16 protein-coding genes and 1 pseudogene are annotated in these 17,712 nt (G+C 63.4%); 11 read left to right on the forward strand and 6 right to left on the reverse strand.

Annotated elements, in window-relative coordinates; all coding sequences use genetic code 11:
* The first annotated feature begins 72 nt into the window (after positions 1 to 72).
* The 3 genes from ABMD26_RS19285 to ABMD26_RS19295 are packed head-to-tail and all read left to right on the forward strand — an operon-like array spanning position 73 to position 4,973.
* Positions 73 to 1,530: a TolC family outer membrane protein gene (locus tag ABMD26_RS19285; RefSeq protein WP_354311845.1), complete on the forward strand. Its 1,458-nt coding sequence runs from the start codon at positions 73 to 75 to the stop codon at positions 1,528 to 1,530.
* A complete protein-coding gene (locus ABMD26_RS19290) occupies positions 1,527 to 3,704 on the forward strand; it encodes a type I secretion system permease/ATPase (RefSeq protein ID WP_090359239.1) in 2,178 nt (725 codons plus the stop codon). Before ABMD26_RS19285 ends, ABMD26_RS19290 begins: the two co-directional genes overlap by 4 nt.
* A gap of 18 nt (positions 3,705 to 3,722) precedes the next feature.
* On the forward strand, positions 3,723 to 4,973 hold the full coding sequence (locus ABMD26_RS19295) for an HlyD family type I secretion periplasmic adaptor subunit (RefSeq protein WP_122743523.1): 1,251 nt from the start codon (positions 3,723 to 3,725) through the stop codon (positions 4,971 to 4,973).
* Here ABMD26_RS19295 and ABMD26_RS19300 read toward each other — a convergent pair.
* Complete coding sequence (locus ABMD26_RS19300; protein WP_354311277.1) at positions 4,970 to 5,410, reverse strand: winged helix-turn-helix domain-containing protein; 441 nt, start codon at positions 5,408 to 5,410, stop codon at positions 4,970 to 4,972. The two genes, ABMD26_RS19295 and ABMD26_RS19300, sit on opposite strands and share 4 nt — an antisense overlap.
* 108 nt (positions 5,411 to 5,518) lie before the next feature.
* Complete coding sequence (locus tag ABMD26_RS19305) at positions 5,519 to 6,244, reverse strand: helix-turn-helix domain-containing protein (RefSeq protein WP_192067941.1); 726 nt, start codon at positions 6,242 to 6,244, stop codon at positions 5,519 to 5,521.
* A gap of 310 nt (positions 6,245 to 6,554) precedes the next feature.
* On the opposite strand from ABMD26_RS19305, the gene ABMD26_RS19310 reads away from it, so the two are divergent.
* Both ABMD26_RS19310 and ABMD26_RS19315 read left to right on the forward strand, forming a co-directional pair.
* Positions 6,555 to 7,796, forward strand: a complete 1,242-nt coding sequence (locus tag ABMD26_RS19310) for a glutamine synthetase family protein (protein WP_354311846.1) — start codon at positions 6,555 to 6,557, stop codon at positions 7,794 to 7,796.
* Between the two features lie 114 nt (positions 7,797 to 7,910).
* Complete coding sequence (locus ABMD26_RS19315) at positions 7,911 to 9,203, forward strand: MFS transporter (protein ID WP_122743519.1); 1,293 nt, start codon at positions 7,911 to 7,913, stop codon at positions 9,201 to 9,203.
* A 36-nt stretch (positions 9,204 to 9,239) separates the two neighbouring features.
* On the opposite strand, the pseudogene ABMD26_RS19320 reads toward ABMD26_RS19315, so the two are convergent.
* The 4 genes and pseudogenes from ABMD26_RS19320 to flgA form a co-directional block, all read right to left on the reverse strand.
* Positions 9,240 to 9,987 (reverse strand): annotated as a pseudogene (locus ABMD26_RS19320) (flagellar brake protein).
* Positions 9,988 to 10,673: 686 nt separating this feature from the next.
* Positions 10,674 to 11,141 (reverse strand): flagella synthesis protein FlgN, encoded by a 468-nt coding sequence (locus ABMD26_RS19325; RefSeq protein ID WP_122743517.1) that lies wholly within the window; start codon positions 11,139 to 11,141, stop codon positions 10,674 to 10,676.
* Between the two features lie 49 nt (positions 11,142 to 11,190).
* Positions 11,191 to 11,496 (reverse strand): flagellar biosynthesis anti-sigma factor FlgM, encoded by a 306-nt coding sequence (gene flgM / locus ABMD26_RS19330; protein ID WP_049858819.1) that lies wholly within the window; start codon positions 11,494 to 11,496, stop codon positions 11,191 to 11,193.
* Between the two features lie 150 nt (positions 11,497 to 11,646).
* Positions 11,647 to 12,399 (reverse strand): flagellar basal body P-ring formation chaperone FlgA, encoded by a 753-nt coding sequence (gene flgA, locus ABMD26_RS19335; protein ID WP_090359225.1) that lies wholly within the window; start codon positions 12,397 to 12,399, stop codon positions 11,647 to 11,649.
* Between the two features lie 58 nt (positions 12,400 to 12,457).
* Between flgA and ABMD26_RS19340 the strand changes: the two genes are divergently transcribed.
* The 6 genes from ABMD26_RS19340 to flgE all read left to right on the forward strand — a co-directional run bounded on the left by ABMD26_RS19340 (position 12,458) and on the right by flgE (position 17,396).
* Positions 12,458 to 13,384, forward strand: a complete 927-nt coding sequence (locus tag ABMD26_RS19340; RefSeq protein WP_134723189.1) for a chemotaxis protein CheV — start codon at positions 12,458 to 12,460, stop codon at positions 13,382 to 13,384.
* A 48-nt stretch (positions 13,385 to 13,432) separates the two neighbouring features.
* Entirely contained in the window at positions 13,433 to 14,260 is an 828-nt protein-coding gene (gene cheR, locus ABMD26_RS19345; protein WP_049858975.1) for a protein-glutamate O-methyltransferase CheR, read from the forward strand.
* A gap of 225 nt (positions 14,261 to 14,485) precedes the next feature.
* Positions 14,486 to 14,893: a flagellar basal body rod protein FlgB gene (gene flgB, locus ABMD26_RS19350; protein ID WP_090359222.1), complete on the forward strand. Its 408-nt coding sequence runs from the start codon at positions 14,486 to 14,488 to the stop codon at positions 14,891 to 14,893.
* A 3-nt stretch (positions 14,894 to 14,896) separates the two neighbouring features.
* Complete coding sequence (gene flgC / locus ABMD26_RS19355) at positions 14,897 to 15,340, forward strand: flagellar basal body rod protein FlgC (RefSeq protein WP_049858815.1); 444 nt, start codon at positions 14,897 to 14,899, stop codon at positions 15,338 to 15,340.
* Positions 15,341 to 15,355: 15 nt separating this feature from the next.
* The gene (flgD, locus tag ABMD26_RS19360) at positions 15,356 to 16,057 is read left to right on the forward strand and encodes a flagellar hook assembly protein FlgD (RefSeq protein WP_049858814.1); all 702 of its coding nucleotides are present in this window, start codon (positions 15,356 to 15,358) and stop codon (positions 16,055 to 16,057) included.
* A 28-nt stretch (positions 16,058 to 16,085) separates the two neighbouring features.
* Entirely contained in the window at positions 16,086 to 17,396 is a 1,311-nt protein-coding gene (gene flgE, locus ABMD26_RS19365) for a flagellar hook protein FlgE (RefSeq protein WP_354311283.1), read from the forward strand.
* Positions 17,397 to 17,712: the final 316 nt, after the last annotated feature.

Raw genomic sequence — 17,712 nt, forward strand, 5'->3', positions numbered from 1 at the left:
CTCGGGCGTGTCAGGAACAACAGGAAGTGGAGGATTGGCTTGAAGTGGACCTTTTTGGCAGCACAGTTTTCGGTGGCCGTTCTGGCCTTGAGTGGCACAACGCTGTACACCTTGTCGGCACAGGCCGCAGACACCGTCGAACCCGAACTGCGGGTCATCAGCCCCAGCCGTTTGGAAACCCGCCCCGACTCGCGCGTCGGGCTTCATCCACGCCCCACCGCCCGGCCCGCAGCCGTGCCTGGTCCTGCTCAGCGGGATGACACCGACCTGGCTGCGCCGATAGCCGGCAGCCAGCTGGGCCTGGCCCAGGCGGTTCGCCTGGCGGTGGAATGGCATCCGAGCATCGCTGAAGCGATCGGCACCCTCTACCAGCAGGGCGAGGGCATCAACGTCGCGCGCGCCGGTTATTACCCGCGCATCACCGGCGGCCTGCGTGGTGGCCTCGACAGCTCCTACGGCGGCAACGGCACCAGTCAGGCGGTGAACATTTCGCTCAAGCAGATGCTGTATGACTTCGGCAAGGTCGACAGCGCCGTCGATGTAGCCAAGGCGCGGGTCGCTCGTAGCCAGGCGCAGGTGCTGCTGAGCATCGATCAAGTGGCGCGCGACACCTCCCAGGCCTACATCGAGGTGCAGCGCTACAAGCGCCTGCTCGAGATCGCCCGCGAGCAGATCAAGGGCATCGCCGGCATCGCCGAACTCGCCCGTCAGCGCAGCGACATGGGCGCCGCGACCCGTTCCGACGTGGTCCAGGCCAAGTCGCGCGAAGACGGCGCGCGGGCCACGCTGCTGCAGTATGAGGCGCTGTACAACCGCTGGCGGGCCAACCTGATCAATCTGGTCGGGCGCGCCGCGCCGTTCGACGTCAACGACGACTTCCCGTCCTCATTGCTGGCCTCCTGCAACACCGCCGAGCCGGACATGAATGCCTTGCCGGGGATTCTGGTGGCCAACGCGCAACGGGTCGAAGCCCAAGCGGCCATCCGCCAGGCCCGCGCCGACGGGCTGCCGACCCTGTCGGTCGACCCCACGCTCAACCATTACCTGGACAGCAATTACAACAGCAACAATTCCAACATCGACCGGACCCAGGCCGGCATCTTCATCAACCTCGACGTGCCTTTCTACCAGGGCGGCGCCACCACCGCGCGCACCGCAGCGGCCACCTACGCCCTGACCGCCGCCGATTCGGCCGAAGACGCCGCAAGGCTGCAGGCGCGCCAGGGGCTGTTCGAAGCCCAGGCGCAGACCGCTAGCCTGGACCGTCGACTCGGTTCGCTGCAGTACCGCCAGACCAGCATCGTCGAAGCCCGCGAGTTGTATGGCCAGCAGTACCTGGAACTGGGCACGCGGCCGCTGCTGGACCTGCTCAACGCCGAGCAGGAAATCCACCAGTCGCGTTTTGACCTGGCCAATACCGAGGCCGACCTGCGCCGCCTGCAGGTGGACTGCCTGTACAGCACCGGCGCCCTGCGCAGTGCCTACCGGATCGATCGGAGCACCATCCAAGGCGTGGAGATCCTGCCATGAACGATGCCGTGAACCTGCCGCTGGACCCGGAAACGGCGCAACCCCACGAAACCTTTTCGCGCCAGGACTACCAGGTCTGGCTCGACGCGATTCTGGGGGTGGCGCGCCACTACCGCCTGGAATGCTCGGCCGAAAACGTGCGCATCGCGTCGATGCGCGCCGACGATTCCAGCGTCGAGGACGTGCTGCGGCAGATGGCCCGTCAGGCCGGCCTGACCATCAAGTTCGCGCACTACGATCCCACCACCCTGACCCAGTGGCGCACGCCTCTGGTGGTACAGCTCAAGGACGGTCAGGTGGGCATCATCCAGGTGCTGGGCGACGACGAGCAGATCGGCATCGCCTACAGCGGCGACCTGGGGCTGCAGAGCAGCATCGACCGCCAGACTCTGCTAGACAACGCGCTGCGTACGGTGATCCTGCGTCCGGCTCGGCCGGTCAGCGACGTGCGCACCAACGACTACATCAAACCCTACGACGAGCACTGGTTCCGCAAGATCGTCCTGCGCGACCTGCGGCCCTACGGCCACGTCATGCTGGCCTCGCTGGTGGCCAACGTGCTCGGGCTGGGCGGGGTGCTGTTCTCCATGCAGGTGTACGACCGGGTCATCCCGGCCGAATCACTGCCCACGCTGTACGTGCTGTTCGGCGGCGTGCTGCTGGCGATCGTCTTCGACTTCATCATGCGCATCATGCGCATGAAGATCACCGACCTGCTGGGCAAGCGTGCCGACCTGCGGGTCAGCGACCTGGTGTTCGGTCACGCCCTGCGCCTGCGCAACTCGGCGCGGCCCAAGTCGACCGGCTCGTTCATCTCGCAGTTGCGCGAGCTGGAATCGCTGCGCGACCTGATCACCTCCAGCACCGCCACGGCGCTGGCCGACCTGCCGTTCTTCCTGATCTTCCTGGTGGTGTTCTACCTGATCGGCGGGCCGCTGGTGCTGATTCCCTTGTGCGCGCTCGTTGCCATGGTGGTGCCGGGGCTCTTGGCCCAGCGCAAGTTGGCGCGTCTGGCCAACGAGTCCATGCGCGAGTCGGCGCTGCGCAACGCCATGCTGGTGGAAACCGTGCAGGGCATGGACGACATCAAGAGCCTGCAGGCCGAACAACGCTTCCAGCAGCAGTGGAACCACTACAATGCCGTGGCAGCGGACAGCAGCCTGCGCCTGCGCACCTTGACCAACGGCCTGGTGGCCTGGACACAGAACGTGCAGAGCGCGGTGTTCGCCATCGTCATCGTGTTCGGCGCTCCCATGGTGATCGCCGGTGACCTCACCACCGGCAGCCTGGTGGCGGCCTCGATCCTGGCCTCGCGGATGATGGCGCCGGTGTCGCAACTGACCCACGTGCTGACGCGCTGGCAACAGGCCAAGGTGGCCCTGGAAGGGCTCAACCGTCTCATGCTGCTGCCTGTCGATCACCCCGAAGGCGCCCAGCGCGTGCACCTGCCGGTCATCGGCGGGCGCTACGCGCTCAAGCGCGCCAGCTTCAAATACAGCGAGGAATCGCGCACCCCGGCGCTGACCGTCAACGACCTGACCATCGCACCGGGCGAACGCATCGCGGTGCTGGGCCGCAACGGGGCAGGCAAGTCGACCCTGCTCCAGGCATTGGCCGGTGGCCTGGACCTGAGCGGCGGCAGTATCACGCTCGACGGTGTGGCCCTGGGGCATATAGATCCGGCCGACGTGCGCCGCGACATCGGTCTGCTCACGCAGAATTCGCGGCTGTTCCACGGCAGCCTGCGCGAGAACCTGATCATGGGCGCCGGACAGGCCTCGGATCAGGAAATCATCGCCGCACTGGAGATCACCGGCGCTCTGGATTTCGTCCGCCAGTGCCCGACCGGCATGGATCACTTGATTCTGGAAGGCGGCCTAGGCCTGTCGGGTGGCCAGCGCCAGTCGCTGCTGCTGTCACGCCTGTTGATCCGTCAGCCGCACATCCTGCTGCTCGACGAACCCACAGCGTCCCTGGACGAGACCACCGAGCGCCGGCTGATCCACAACCTGGCCACCTGGGGGCAAGGGCGCACGATCATCGTTGCCACCCACCGCACCAGCGTGTTGGCGCTGGTCGACCGGATCATCGTGGTCGACAACGGCCAGGTGGTCATCGACGACACCAAGGAAAACGCCATCGCCACACTGTCGCGCCCCAAGGGCGCGGCTTAATCAAGGAGGGCAGGGCAAATGGACACAGGCAAGGGATTCAAGGTGCTGGGCCCCGGTGAATTCAAGCGCATTCCGCTGCTCAGCGAAGACGGTGCGCCCGGCCAGTCGTATTATCAGGACGGTGTCGACGACGCCACCGTGGTGCGCGCCACCCGCGTGGTGTGGGTATCGGTCGCCATGCTCCTGGCATTCTTCGTCTGGGCCTTCTTTTTCGAAGTGGTGGAAGTCTCCACCGGCACCGGCAAGGTGATTCCCAGCTCGCGGGAGCAGGTGATCCAGTCGCTCGAAGGCGGGATCATCGCCGAAATGAATGTGACCGAAGGGGCGATCGTGGAGCGCGGGCAAGTGCTGGCCCAGTTGGATCCGACCAAGACCGAATCCAACTTCGGCGAAAGCGCAGCCAAATATCGGGCCACGTTGGCCAGCGTCGCCCGGCTGCAGGCCGAGGTCGGTCTCAAGCCGCTGAAATTTCCTCCCGAGCTCAATGCCTACCCGGCACTGCTCAAGGCTGAAACCGAGCTGTACAACGCCCGCCGTCGTGGCCTGGACGATTCCCTGACCGGCATCAACGAGTCGCTGCGTCTGGTGCGCAGCGAGTTGCAGATCACCGATAACCTGGCCAGGACCGGGGCGGCCAGCCGCGTGGAAGTCTTGCGCCTGAATCGGCAGCGCTCGGAACTCGAACTCAAGCTCACCGAGGCGCGCTCCGACTACATGGTGCGTGCCCGCGAGGAACTGGCCAAGGCCAACGCCGACGTCGAAACCCTCACCGCCGTGCTCAAGGGCCGCTCCGATTCAGTCTCGCGCCTGACCCTGCGTTCGCCGGTACGGGGCATCGTCAAGGATATCGAGGTCACCACCATCGGCGGTGTGGTGCCGCCCAACGGCCAGCTCATGCAAATCGTGCCGCTGGACGAGCGTTTGTTGATCGAGGCGCGCATCTCGCCTCGCGACATCGCCTTCATTCACCCCGACCAGCAGGCCAAGGTGAAGATCACCGCCTACGACTATTCGATCTACGGCGGGCTCGACGGCAAGGTCGTCACCATCTCGCCCGACACCCTTCAGGATGAGGTCAAACCGGAAGTGTTCTATTACCGCGTGTTCATCCGCACCGATTCCGACTCGCTGGAAAACAAGGCCGGCAAGACCTTCGCCATCGTCCCCGGGATGATCGCCACGGTGGACATCACCACGGGACACAAGACGGTACTGGATTACCTGATCAAGCCACTGAACCGGGCCAAGGAAGCGCTGCGCGAACGCTAGCAGCAGCAGGGGGGCTTGCCAGCCAGGCCCGTCGGCGATTTCCAGCTCGGGCCATAGGCCGCACGCACCACCTGGGCCAGGCAGTAGCCTCGGTTGCGTACCGAGCGGATCAGCCGCTCACCACCGCTGCATTGGCCAAACTTGCTTTGCAGGCGGCTCAGGGACATTTCCAGGCCGTTGTAGTGGCTGGGGTCCTTGTCCAGTCCGGCAATCAGCGCTTCCTTGCTGATGACCCGCTCGCTGCTGAAGGCGAGCAGGCTCAGCAGCCAACATTCGGTGCGCGTCAGACCCACGGTGATACCGTTCTGGGTCAGGGTGCAGTCGACGTCATTGAACCACCAGAAACCACGCGCCAGCTGCGCTTCGTCGGTTGTCTGGTGGGCTGTGTGGAGCTGATTGTTGATGGATGAAAATTTGTCGCCAAGATCCGTAGGCATGAGGTCGTTCCTTCAAAACGTAGAGCTGGATACAGTTGTCGTATAACTCCAAGCCTAGTACGCCGTGAAAAAACCGCCAATGGCCATCGGTCTGGTGAAAACCGCCTTTCAGTGGAAAGCGCTGGGCGGCGGCGAGATGCACCCACGGTTCAGGCGGTAGCCACTGCCGCGCACACTCTGGATCACGTTGGTGCCGAAGACTTGACGGATGCTGCTGCGCAGGCGGCTGACGAATTTCTCCACCACACGCATGTCGTAGGTCCGCAGATTCAGCCCCAGCAGTTGCGCCAGATCGTCGAAGCTCAACTGGTGATGCGGCGCGTACAGCAGCGCCAGGACGACCTGAACCTGCGCAAAGGTCAGGTCCAGCCGCCGGGTTTCATCCTCCAGACACAGACGCGCGGGGTCCACCACCGGCGGCGTCAGATTCCAGTAGTCCGGGTTCTGGAACAGTTCGACGTAGAACGTCTCGCGCGCAGGCTCCGTGCTTGGCAGGCGCAAGACATGGTCGGCTCCGGCCTGCTGATAGTCCTGGCGAATGGCCGCATCGGCGCCCGTCAAGGCCACCAGTATCGAAGCCCAGCTGTTGCCGCGGCGGATATCATCGACCCAGCGCACGCCTTTCTGGCGTTCACCACGGCCAGGCTCGACGAGAATGACCTTGTGCCGGCTTTTTTCGTAGTCGTACGCTGGCTGCAATTCCGGCTGCAGGCCCTCGACGGGTAGAGAAAGGTCTTGAAGGTAGCGCTCGAGCGAATCGGTCCGTGAAGTATCGCTGCAGAGCATGAGAAGGCGTGGTTCGAGCGGGTGAAACAGTGCAGCAAAAACATCCATGTGTATCATTCCTGATGTCCGCCGAGCCGGCGAACAAGGCGCAGCATCGAGCTGCTTTTATCCAAGTCGTTACACTGTGTACTGGCGCTACGCTATCGGCAAGCGACTTTGGTCGTAGCTCTGCTTGCCGATGGCTTGTCACGCGCCTGTTGCGTTGCGTATTTTGTGCCCATCGCCGCGTGCGGCATTCAACGTCAAGGACAGAGACATGAGTATCGAAGGACCGCGTACGGTCGCCGAGCACCTGCGCGGTGTCGATGAAATCGAGTGCGTCACACCTGACCTCAACGGCGTGCCGCGCGGCAAGGTGATGACCGCCGAGGGCTTTCAGGAGGGGCGGCGGCTGCAACTGGCCAGCGGCGTGTTGCTGCAATGCATCATGGGCGGCTATCCGCCCAGCCGCTACTACGGCGCCGATGACGGCGACGTCGCGCTGGTGCCCGACCTGACTCGGCTGCACCGCCTGCCGTGGAGCGAGCCGCCCCGCGCCTGGGTGGTCTGCGATGCCGAGGAGCTGAGCGGTGGCTTTTCTCCGCTGTCGACCCGCGGCCTGCTCAAGACAGTCCTGGCTCGCTATGGCCGTCTGGGGTTGGCGCCGGTGGTGGCCACCGAGCTTGAGTTTTTCGTGTTCGCCGCCAATCCCGACCCGTTGCTGCCGTTCCAGGCGCCGATCGGCCTGGACGGTCGACGGGAGGACGGCAGCAGCGCGTTCAGCGTAGGCTCCAACAACGGTCTGCGGCCGTTCTTCACCGAGGTCTATCGCAGCATGGCGGCGATGGGCCTGCCACGCGACACGGTGATGCACGAAATGGGCGTCAGCCAGTTCGAAATCAACCTGCTCCATGGCGATCCGCTGCTGTTGGCCGACCAGACCTTCCTGTTCAAGCATCTGCTCAAGGAAGTCGGGCTCAAACATGGGCTCAGCGTGGTGTGCATGGCCAAGCCGCTGGCGCGGGTGGCCGGAAGCTCCATGCACATACACCAGAGTGTGGTGGCAGTGGACAGCGGCCTGAACGTGTTCAGCGATGCCCACGACCAGCCCACCGATACCTTCCGCCACTTCATCGGTGGGCAACAGACGGCCATGGCCGATTTCACCGCGCTGCTGGCGCCCAACGTGAATTCCTACCAGCGCCTTTGCCAGCCGTATGCGTCGCCCAACAATGCCTGCTGGTCCTACGACAATCGTGCCGCAGGGCTGCGCATCCCTGCCAGTGCGGCCAGTGCGCGACGGGTCGAGAACCGCCTGCCGGGTGCCGATGCCAATCCCTACCTGGCGATCGCCGCCAGCCTTGCCGCCGGTCTGCACGGCATCGAACAGCAACTCGAGCCATCCCCGCCCATGCAGGGTGACCTCGCGGTGCCCGATGAATTGTCCTTGCCATGTACCTTGCATGCCGCTCTTGAGCGTCTGAAACGAAGCCTGTTGGCCAGGGAACTGTTCGGCGATGTGTTCATCGAAGGCTACATCGCGACCAAGACCCTGGAGCTGGCGAGTTTCTTCGATGAAATCACCCCTTGGGAGCGCCGGGTACTGGCGGCCCAGGCTTGATCCTGCAACAGCTTGATGCAGGTGACGCTCCTTTCCCGCAGCGGTCCGCCGAAGTGGCGGGAGGGCCGTCGCCCGTGACCTGATCGTTCCGACACCCTTTACCGCGGACCTGCAATGCGCCAAATCTGGAAAAACTTTCGAGCCCTGTATTTCGCCTCACTGATGATGCTGATCGGCTCTGGTCTATTGAGTACCTACCTGGCCCTGCGCCTGTCGGCCGAGCAGGTCGACAGCCTGTGGGTCGGTGCCCTGATGGCAGCCAACTATTTCGGTCTGGCCCTGGGCGGCAAGATCGGCCACAGGCTGATCGCCCGCGTAGGCCATATACGCGCTTACGCCACCTGCGCCGGTATCGTCGGCGCGGCCGTGCTGGGCCATGGCTTGGTGAATTACCTGCCCGCCTGGTTGTTCCTGCGGGTCATCGTCGGCCTGGGCATGATGTGCCAGTACATGGTGATCGAAAGCTGGCTCAACGAGCAGGCTGACACCAAGCAGCGTGGGGCGGTGTTCAGCGGTTACATGATCGCCTCCTACCTGGGCCTGGTGCTGGGCCAACTGATTCTGGTAGTGCACCCGCAACTGGGCCTTGAACTGCTGATGCTGGTTGCCCTGTGCTTCGCCCTGTGCCTGGTACCGGTTGCGCTCACGCGACGGATTCACCCGGCGCCGATGCACCCGGCGCCCATGGAACCGCGCTTCTTTCTCAGTCGGGTGCCGCAGTCGCTGAGCACCGTGCTCGGCTCCGGTCTGATCGTCGGTTCGTTCTATGGCCTGGCCCCACTGTATGCCTCGCAGCAAGGGTTGAGCACCGAGCAGGTGGGCTTGTTCATGGGTTCGTGCATCTTTGCCGGCCTGCTGGTGCAGTGGCCGCTGGGCTGGCTGTCGGACCGCTACGACCGTGCTCTGCTGATCCGCTGCGTGGCCGTGGGTATCGCCATTGCTGCGCTGCCTCTGGCGCTGATTCCCAGCGTGCCGCTCGAGGTGCTGTTCGCCGCCGGCTTCCTCGTGTCGCTGCTGCAGTTCTCGTTGTATCCGTTGGCCGTGGCGTTTTCCAACGACCACGTGGAAGCCGACCGGCGCGTGTCGCTGACCGCCATGCTGTTGGTGACCTACGGGGTGGGTGCCAGTGTCGGCCCGCTGGTGGCCGGCGTGCTGATGAAGCAGTTCGGCAGCCAGATGCTGTATGCCTTCTTCTGCTTCTTCGCCGTGGTGCTGGTCTGGCGCATCCGGCCGAAGGCGGTGACCAACCTGCATGTGGTGGACGATGCGCCGCTGCATCACGTCGCCATGCCGGCGGCCAACTCGCCGCTGGCCGCGGCCCTGGATCCCCGTGTCGACGAGCACCTGGTGCAGGAGCAGATGCAGAACACCGAGCCTGCCGACGAGGAGCCGGTCAAGCCCGTCTAGGGATTGGCGAGGCCGCGCATGGCGCGCGGCCTTGTTTCAGAAGTCGTCTCTGTCGAAGCGCTGCGCTTCGCGTTGCAATTGATGCACGAAACGTTCGATCTGGCGCTGCACCAGGCCGGGAATGTTGTGGAAGCGCACGCCCACGAAGGTGGTGTCGATACGCTCCTCGAAATGCAGGTGACGCAGCTCGACTGGTGTGGTCATGGCGCCGAAGGGCAGGGCGGCCATGAAACGCTCGTAGATCTGCCCCAGTTGCAGGCGCTCGCTGATGTCGCCCTCGAAGCGCAGTTTGCAACCGTGGGCCGAGATGTCCCAGCAGCTTGCCGACCAGGGTGTTCTTGAGTCGGCTGCCGGCGATCTCGACGTCCACCAGTTGCGAAAGCTTGAGTGCGGCGCGAAAGGCGTTGCGTCGCTGGTGATAGACCACTTGACCCGGCAGCGCGCCGACATAGCAGCGGCCACATTCCTTCTGGGTGATGGTCCAGTTGCCATGGCTTTGCCACGCCACGCGCACACCGTCATGAAAGCCTTCGACCTTGAACGGCTCGCCGGCCTCCAGGTATTTTTCGCCTTCGCGAGGGATCATTTCGTCGAGCACGATGCGCAGGTTGTCTCGGTCCACTTCCACCAGGAAGCTCTGGCAGCGCAGGGGGCGGTCCTGGAAGGTGATGATCAGGGGGTCATGGCTTTCCTGAAGCAGGCGCAGGTTGGCGGCGACTTCCAGAGGTGTAGCCAGTACCTTGGGCGGTTGCGGAGCGTCTTCCAGGTTCGATGCGTTTGACACGTTCTTGTCCACTCCGGATCGCGCCGACTGCGCAGGTGCGGCATTCTGCCAGCTCGTTGAAAAGGTTTAAAGATGACGCGCGCGCATTGCGTTGTGCCAACACGCACCGCATCGCCCGCCGACGCGGCTCGCGCCGCTGCTACAGGGACCGCATGTACCGCCGACGCAATGTGCGCCGTTGTCACGGTAACCGTGTGTACCGCCGACGCAATGTGCGCCGTTGTCACGGCAACCGCGTGTACCGCCGACGCAATGTGCACCGTTGTCACGGGAACCGCGTGTACCGCCGACGCAATGTGCGCCGTTGTCACGGTAACCGTGTGTACCGCCGACGCATCGTGCGCCGTTGTTCCGGAAACCGCGTGTGCCGCGGACGCAATGTGCACCGTTGTCACGGGAACCGCGTGCACCGCCGACGCAATGTGCGCCGTTGTCACGGGAACCGCGTGCACCGCCGACGCAATGTGCACCGTTGTCACGGGGACCGCGTGTACCGCCGACGCAATGTGCACCGTTGTCACGGGAACCGCGTGCACCGCCGACGCAATGTGCACCGTTGTCACGGGAACCGTGTGTACCGCCGACGCAATGTGCGACGTCGTTGCGGAGGCGTGCGGTGTGCATCGCGTGGGTGTACGCGATCCCTGTAGCAGCGGCGCGAGCCGCGTCCGGGGGCGACGCGCTTATTACGCCTGGCTGAGCGCCCGGTAGGTGGCCATCTTCGCGGTCGACCCACGGCTGTTGTAGAGCGACGGTGGCTCCGCGCCAGTGAGAATACGGATCTGGTTGGCGGTTGCCACCTGCTGGCGCGCGATACCTTGACCGACCTGGGCATTGATCGCCTGACACTGCGCCAGCAACTGACTCAACGCATCACCCCGGGCCAGCAACGCATCGCCCAGGTGCGACTGAAGCGCCAGCGCCTGCAAGCCCTCGCGATCGGCCGACAGGCCGAGCTGCATCAGCAACTGGCTGCGCCGCCGCCCATTCTGTTCCAGCAACACGATCAACGACTGCTTCTGCGCCAGAATCGTTTCCAGAAGCTCCATGTCGCGGCTTTGCAAAGCCAGCGACTCATCGCGCAGCAGCTCGAGCAGCTGCCCTGCGTAAGGGAGGTCTTCTTCAATCAGCTGCAACAGCGTTTGATCGTGCATGGTGAGCCCTGGCGTTGACGCGTCCAGAAGCCCCGGCGCCTAGACTGAACTAGCGCTGGGCTTCGAAATTGAGCATTTTGCTGGCAACGCGCTCGCTGTCGACCTTGTAGCTGCCCTCGGCGATGGCCTGCTTGAGCTCGGCGACGCGGGCGCTGTCGACAGTTGGCTGATCGCTCAGCTTGTCGGTGATTTTCTGCATTTGCTGGGCCTGATCGCTCAAGGTGACCGGTTCCCCGCTCTTCACGGCTGGCGTGCTTGGCACGGGCGTGTCGGCGGCCACTTCCTTGGCAGCGCCGGTACGTGGCGTACCTTGCACTGACGGCGAGTTTCCTACTCGGTTGAAGTCGATAACCATTGTTCTGAACCTCTGGGTATTTTGGACGCTTGCCTTGTTTTCGGCCAAATCCCGATTAACTTTAGGCGCTATTTCGCAAATGCCCGATGCCGCGGCGACGGGCTTGTATAGCCCCCTAGTGTAGGAAAACTCCGCTTCGCCGACCAGCGTTTACATCGCCACTTCCACCTGTCCGGGGCCAGTCACCCGTGCCTTGACCACCCGTTTGGAGTTCAGGTTGCGCACGCGGATCTGCTCGCTCATGCCACCCTGGGCCAGCGCCTCACCCGGCATGCGCACCGCCAGGGTGCCGCTGCGGGCGATGATCACCACCTGGTCACCCTTGAGCACGAGTGCCTGCTGTTCAAGGAACACCGGCGTGAGCACCTGATCGACAACCGTCGGTCGGATCAACTTCATGCCCACCGCTTCGTCCAGCGAAACCAGAAAGCCTTGCCCCATCGCCCCGATGTCCCGCTCGCGCAACGCCACATCGGCCTCGGTCAGTACGCTGTCGCGTTTGAGCGGCCGGGTGGTGGTGACCACCTCGCGGAACAGCCGGACCTGGGCCGGAACGAATACCGTCCATGGCGCGCCGCCCTCGCAACGCACGCGCACGGTCACCCGGCCCAAGGGTTGCGCCGGGCTTTCCAGGGTCGCCGACAGCTGCCGATCACAACCCGGCATGCGCAAACGCGGATCGAGATTGTTCACCTCGATCTCGTAGCGACCCTGGATTTGCGAGGTCGCCAGATAATCTTCGACAGTGAACTCAAGAAAACCCTGGGTGACACCGATAAGCTGTTCGGGCAATGTGACATTGTCGGCGCGCGCCGTACTGCCGAGCACCGCGCCACCCACCGTGGCAACGGCCCAGAATAAATACGCAGCGATGTGTCGAGAAACCGTCGTTTTTGCGTTCATGCAGTGCTAATAGCAAGGCCCGTGCCGATATCGTCCGGGTCGCGAGAGGAGTTTGGGCATGGCCGGTGTTATGGATTCGGTGAACCAGCGCACGCAGCTGGTTGGACAGAATCGCCTCGAGTTGTTGTTGTTTCGCCTAAATGGCAAGCAGCTCTACGGGATCAATGTCTTCAAGGTCAGGGAGGTGCTGCAATGCCCCAAACTGACGGTATTGCCTAAGTCCAACCCGGTGGTTCGCGGTGTGGCCAACATACGCGGGGCGACCATTCCGATCCTCGATCTGGACATGGCCACAGGCTCCGTGGGGCTTGAGGCATCCACCGACACCTTCGTCATCATCACCGAGTACAACACCAAGATTCAGGGCTTTCTGGTGCACTCGGTGGAACGCATCGTCAACATGAACTGGGAGGAGATCCATCCGCCACCCAGGGGCACCGGCCGCGATCACTACCTGACCGCCGTCACCCGCGTGGACAACCAGCTGGTCGAGATCATCGACGTCGAGAAGATCCTCGCCGAAGTGGCGCCGACCTCCGAGGCGATCTCGGTCGGGGTGGTCGACGAAGAGACCCACAGCAAGGCCGTGTCCCTGCGCGTGTTGACCGTCGACGACTCATCGGTGGCACGCAAGCAGGTCACACGTTGCCTGCAGACGGTCGGCGTGGAAGTGGTGGCGCTCAACGATGGTCGACAGGCGCTGGAATACCTGCGCAAGCTGGTCGACGAGGGCAAGCGTCCGGAAGACGAGTTCCTGATGCTGATCTCCGACATCGAGATGCCGGAAATGGACGGCTACACCTTGACCGCCGAGATTCGCAGCGACCCGCGCATGCAGAAACTGCACGTGATCCTGCATACTTCCCTGTCCGGGGTGTTCAACCAGGCCATGGTGAAGAAAGTCGGCGCCGACGATTTCCTGGCCAAGTTCCGCCCCGACGATCTGGCGGCTCGCGTCGTCGATCGCATCAAGGCAGCAGTATGAATGCCGGGCGCCAGCGCCCGGCCTACCGAACCAGCAAGAGGCGGCACCGTGTCTACGGGTAATTTGGATTTTGATCAGTTCCGGGTCTTCCTGGAAAAAGCCTGTGGCATTCTCTTGGGCGAGAACAAGCAGTACCTCGTTGCCAGCCGCCTGAACAAGCTGATGGAGCAGCAGGGCATCAAGTCCCTGGGCGAGCTGGTGCAACGCATCCAGAACCAGCCGCGCAGCGGTTTGCGCGAGCAGGTGGTGGACGCCATGACCACCAACGAAACCCTGTGGTTCCGCGACACCTACCCGTTCGAAGTGATGAAGAACAAGGTCCTGCCCGAAAGCATCAAGGCCAGCCCCGGCGCGCGCCTGCGCATCTGGTCGGCGGCCTGCTCCTCGGGCCAGGAACCCTATTCGCTGTCGATGACCATCGACGAATTCGAGCGCAGCAATCTGGGCCAGTTGAAGTCGGGCGTGCAGATCGTGGCCACCGACCTGTCCGGCAGCATGTTGACCAACTGCAAGAGCGGCGAGTACGACAGCCTGGCGATCGGTCGCGGCCTTTCCCAGGAACGTCTGCAACGCTACTTCGATCCCAAGGGTCCAGGGCGCTGGGCCGTCAAGGCGCCGATTCGCAGTCGCGTCGAGTTTCGCGCGTTCAACCTGCTCGACAGCTACGCCGCCCTGGGCAAGTTCGATATCGTCTTCTGTCGCAACGTGCTGATCTACTTTTCCGCGCAGGTGAAGAAAGACATCCTCACCCGCATCCATGGCACCCTCAAGCCAGGCGGATACCTGTTTCTCGGAGCATCCGAAGCCTTGAACGGTCTGCCCGAGCTCTACCAGATGGTGCAGTGCAGCCCCGGCATCATCTATCAGGCCAAGTGACCCCGTGCCTCGTCCGACGAGGTGCGCCACTGCAGCGCCATGCGGCAATTTTTCTGACGCCGGCGTTGCCGCTTTTCCCCTCCAGCGGAAATTTCTTGCCGCTTTTCTGGCATCACCCGTCGGCTGACCGGCCCGCAACCCGCACAGGGCGGGCATTTCGGGACTTGGCACAGTCATTGCTATCTATCCTGCACGAACCATCTGGTCTGCCGCATAGGTACCAACATGAGCATCAGTTTCGACAAAGCGCTGGGCATTCACGAGCAGGCATTGGGGTTTCGCGCCAAGCGCGCCGAAGTGCTGGCCAACAACATTGCCAACGCCGACACCCCCAACTACAAGGCTCGTGACCTGGATTTCGCCTCGGTGCTGGCCGCTCAGAGCGAGCAGAACGGCAAAGGTGCCTTCGGCCTGCAGACCACCAACGGCAAGCACATCGCCGCCCAGGGATTCAGCTCGGGTGACGAGGAGCTGCAGTACCGCGTTTCCACCCAGCCATCGCTGGACCAGAACACCGTCGATGCGCAGATCGAGCAATCGAACTACGCCGAGAACTCGGTGAACTTCCAGGCCAGTTTCACCCTGCTCAACAGCAAGTTCAAAGGGCTGGTATCGGCCCTTCGCGGAGAGTAAGCCATGTCCCTTGCCAGTGTCTTCAACATCGCCGGTAGCGGCATGAGTGCCCAGACCACGCGCCTGAACACCGTGGCCAGCAACATCGCCAACGCCGAAACGGTGTCGTCGAGCATCGACCAGACCTACCGTGCGCGGCACCCGGTGTTCGCCACCATGCTCCAGGGCCAGCAGAACGGCGACAGCGGTTCGCTGTTCCAGGACCAGGACTCGGCGGGGCAGGGCGTGCAGGTCACCGGCGTGGTCGAGGACCAGAGCAACCTCGAGGCGCGCTACGAGCCCAACCATCCGGCGGCGAACAAGGACGGCTACGTCTACTACCCGAACGTCAACGTGGTCGAGGAAATGGCCGACATGATCTCGGCCAGCCGTTCCTTCCAGACCAACGCTGAATTGATGAACACCGCAAAGACCATGATGCAGAAGGTCCTGACCCTGGGTCAGTGATAGAGGCGAGCGCAGATGACGACTACCAGCAGTACTACCGGCGTGAGCTCCTCGGTCCTGGACTCATTGCAGAAAACCACCAGCAGCACCAACAGCTCGACCGGCACCGCCGGCAGTGCCTTGGGCAAGGACGCGTTCCTGCAGTTGCTGGTGACCCAGATGCAGAACCAGAACCCGCTCGATCCCCAGGACAACGGCGAGTTCGTCGCCCAGCTCGCGCAGTTCAGCAGCCTGGAAAGCATGCAGAGCCTGAATTCGTCGGTGAGCACCATCGCCAACAACTACCAATCGTCCCAGGCGCTGCAGGCCTCGTCCCTGGTCGGCCGCTCGGTCATTGCCCAGACCGACACCGCCGTGGTCGACCCCACCAAGGGCCTCACCGGCTCCGTGGCGCTGACCTCGTCGAGCAGCAACACCACGGTCGGCGTCTACGACAGCAAAGGCGACCTGGTGCGCAGCATCGATCTGGGCAGCCAGTCGGCCGGCAACGCCAGCTTCACCTGGGATGGCAAGGACAGCAACGGCGCGGTCGCCGCCGCCGGCACCTACACCTTCAAGGCCGCAGCCACCGTCGACGGTACCGCCACGGCCATGAGCACTTACCTGCCAGCCACGGTGAACAGCGTCACGATGGGCACCAATGGCGGTGAACTGACCCTCAACCTCGCTGGACTGGGTAGCGTCGCGCTGTCGAAAGTCCAAACCATCGGAATTTGAGCCGCTTCGTTCGGCGCAGGAGTACAGCATGACTTTCAACATCGGCTTGAGCGGTCTTTCGGCAGCCAACAAGGCGCTCAACGTGACCGGCAACAACATCGCCAACGTCGCTACCACCGGCTTCAAATCCTCGCGCGCCGAGTTCGCCGACCAGTACGCCGCGTCGATCCGCGCCACGGCCGGCAAGACCAGCGTCGGCAGCGGTGTGACCACCGCGGCCGTATCGCAGCAGTTCACCCAGGGCAACATCACCTCGACCGGGCAGAGCCTGGACCTGGCCATCAACGGCAACGGCTTCTTCGTGCTCAACGACGGCGGCCAGAAACTCTACACCCGCGCCGGTGCCTTCTACAGCGACAAGGACGGCAACGTCGTCGACGTGTCGGGCAACAACCTGCAGGGCTACAACGCACAAGACGGCGTGGTGCAGACCGGCGTGCTGACCAACCTGAAAATCGATTCGTCCAACCTGCAGCCCAAGGCCACTTCCAAGATCGCCGAAACCGTTAACCTGAATTCCAGCGCTGCGCAGCCGACCATCACGCCGTTCGATCCGAGCAACGTCAGCAGCTACAACTACACCTTCAACACCGACGTCTACGACAGCCTGGGCAACGCGCACCAGATGAACCAGTACTTCGTCAAGGACGAGGTGGCCAACAACTGGACCATGCACACCACCATCGACGGTCGCAATCCAGCCGATGCCACGTCCACCACACCACTGGTGAACAAGCTGACCTTCAAATCCGACGGCAGCCTCATCGTTCCCGATCAGGGCCCGGTAGCCGGCGGCCTGGGCATCAACGCCGACAAGAGCTTCAACCTGGCCGGCTGGGTGCCTGCCACCAAGGGCGCCGACGGTACCTGGACGCCCAACGGCGCAACGGCCAATGCCGGCGGCGTGGCTCTGGACATGCTGGCGACCACGCAATACAACTCGGCCTCCGCCACCTCGGCCAAGACTCAGAACGGTTATGCGACCGGCGAGCTCACCGGCCTGTCGGTGGACGGCACCGGCAACCTGTTCGCCAACTTCACCAACGGCCAGAACAAGGTCATCGGTCAGGTCGCCATGGCCAGTTTCGCTAATATGCAGGGTCTGGCACCCAACGGCGGCACCAACTGGAAGGAGTCGTTCGCGTCCGGTACCGCGGTGATTGGCACTCCGGACACCGGCGTCATGGGCAACCTGCAATCGCAATCGCTGGAAGACTCCAACGTCGACCTGACCGCTGAACTGGTGAACCTGATCAAGGCGCAGAGCAACTACCAGGCGAACGCCAAGACCATTTCCACCGAAAGCACCGTGATGCAGACCATCATTCAGATGACCTGATGAGGGCAGGGCAGTGATGCGGTGTCTGTGTGCGGCCCTGGTCATCGCGGCAACCTGCGCGATGGCGGTCGCTGCGCCAGCGCCCTGGTACAAATACCAGAGCCTGGCGACCGGTCGGTACCTGTGCAGTCAGGTCGACCCCGGCCCCCATTACCGCCGCTTTGCCGGGCCTTTCGGCAACGCCGGTTGCCGGCGTTGACCGTGCGTCTGCCACGCTCCGCCGTGGCAGGTGACGTAAATCCTTTCCTCCCTTGCCGCTAGCGGCAATGTCGCGCCGACTTTTCGGCGTCAAGCTTCCAGTTAGTCTCTCCCGAAT

The sequence above is a fragment of the Pseudomonas sp. PvP001 genome (assembly GCF_040546375.1).
In the GTDB taxonomy this organism is placed as follows: Bacteria; Pseudomonadota; Gammaproteobacteria; order Pseudomonadales; family Pseudomonadaceae; genus Aquipseudomonas; species Aquipseudomonas coleopterorum.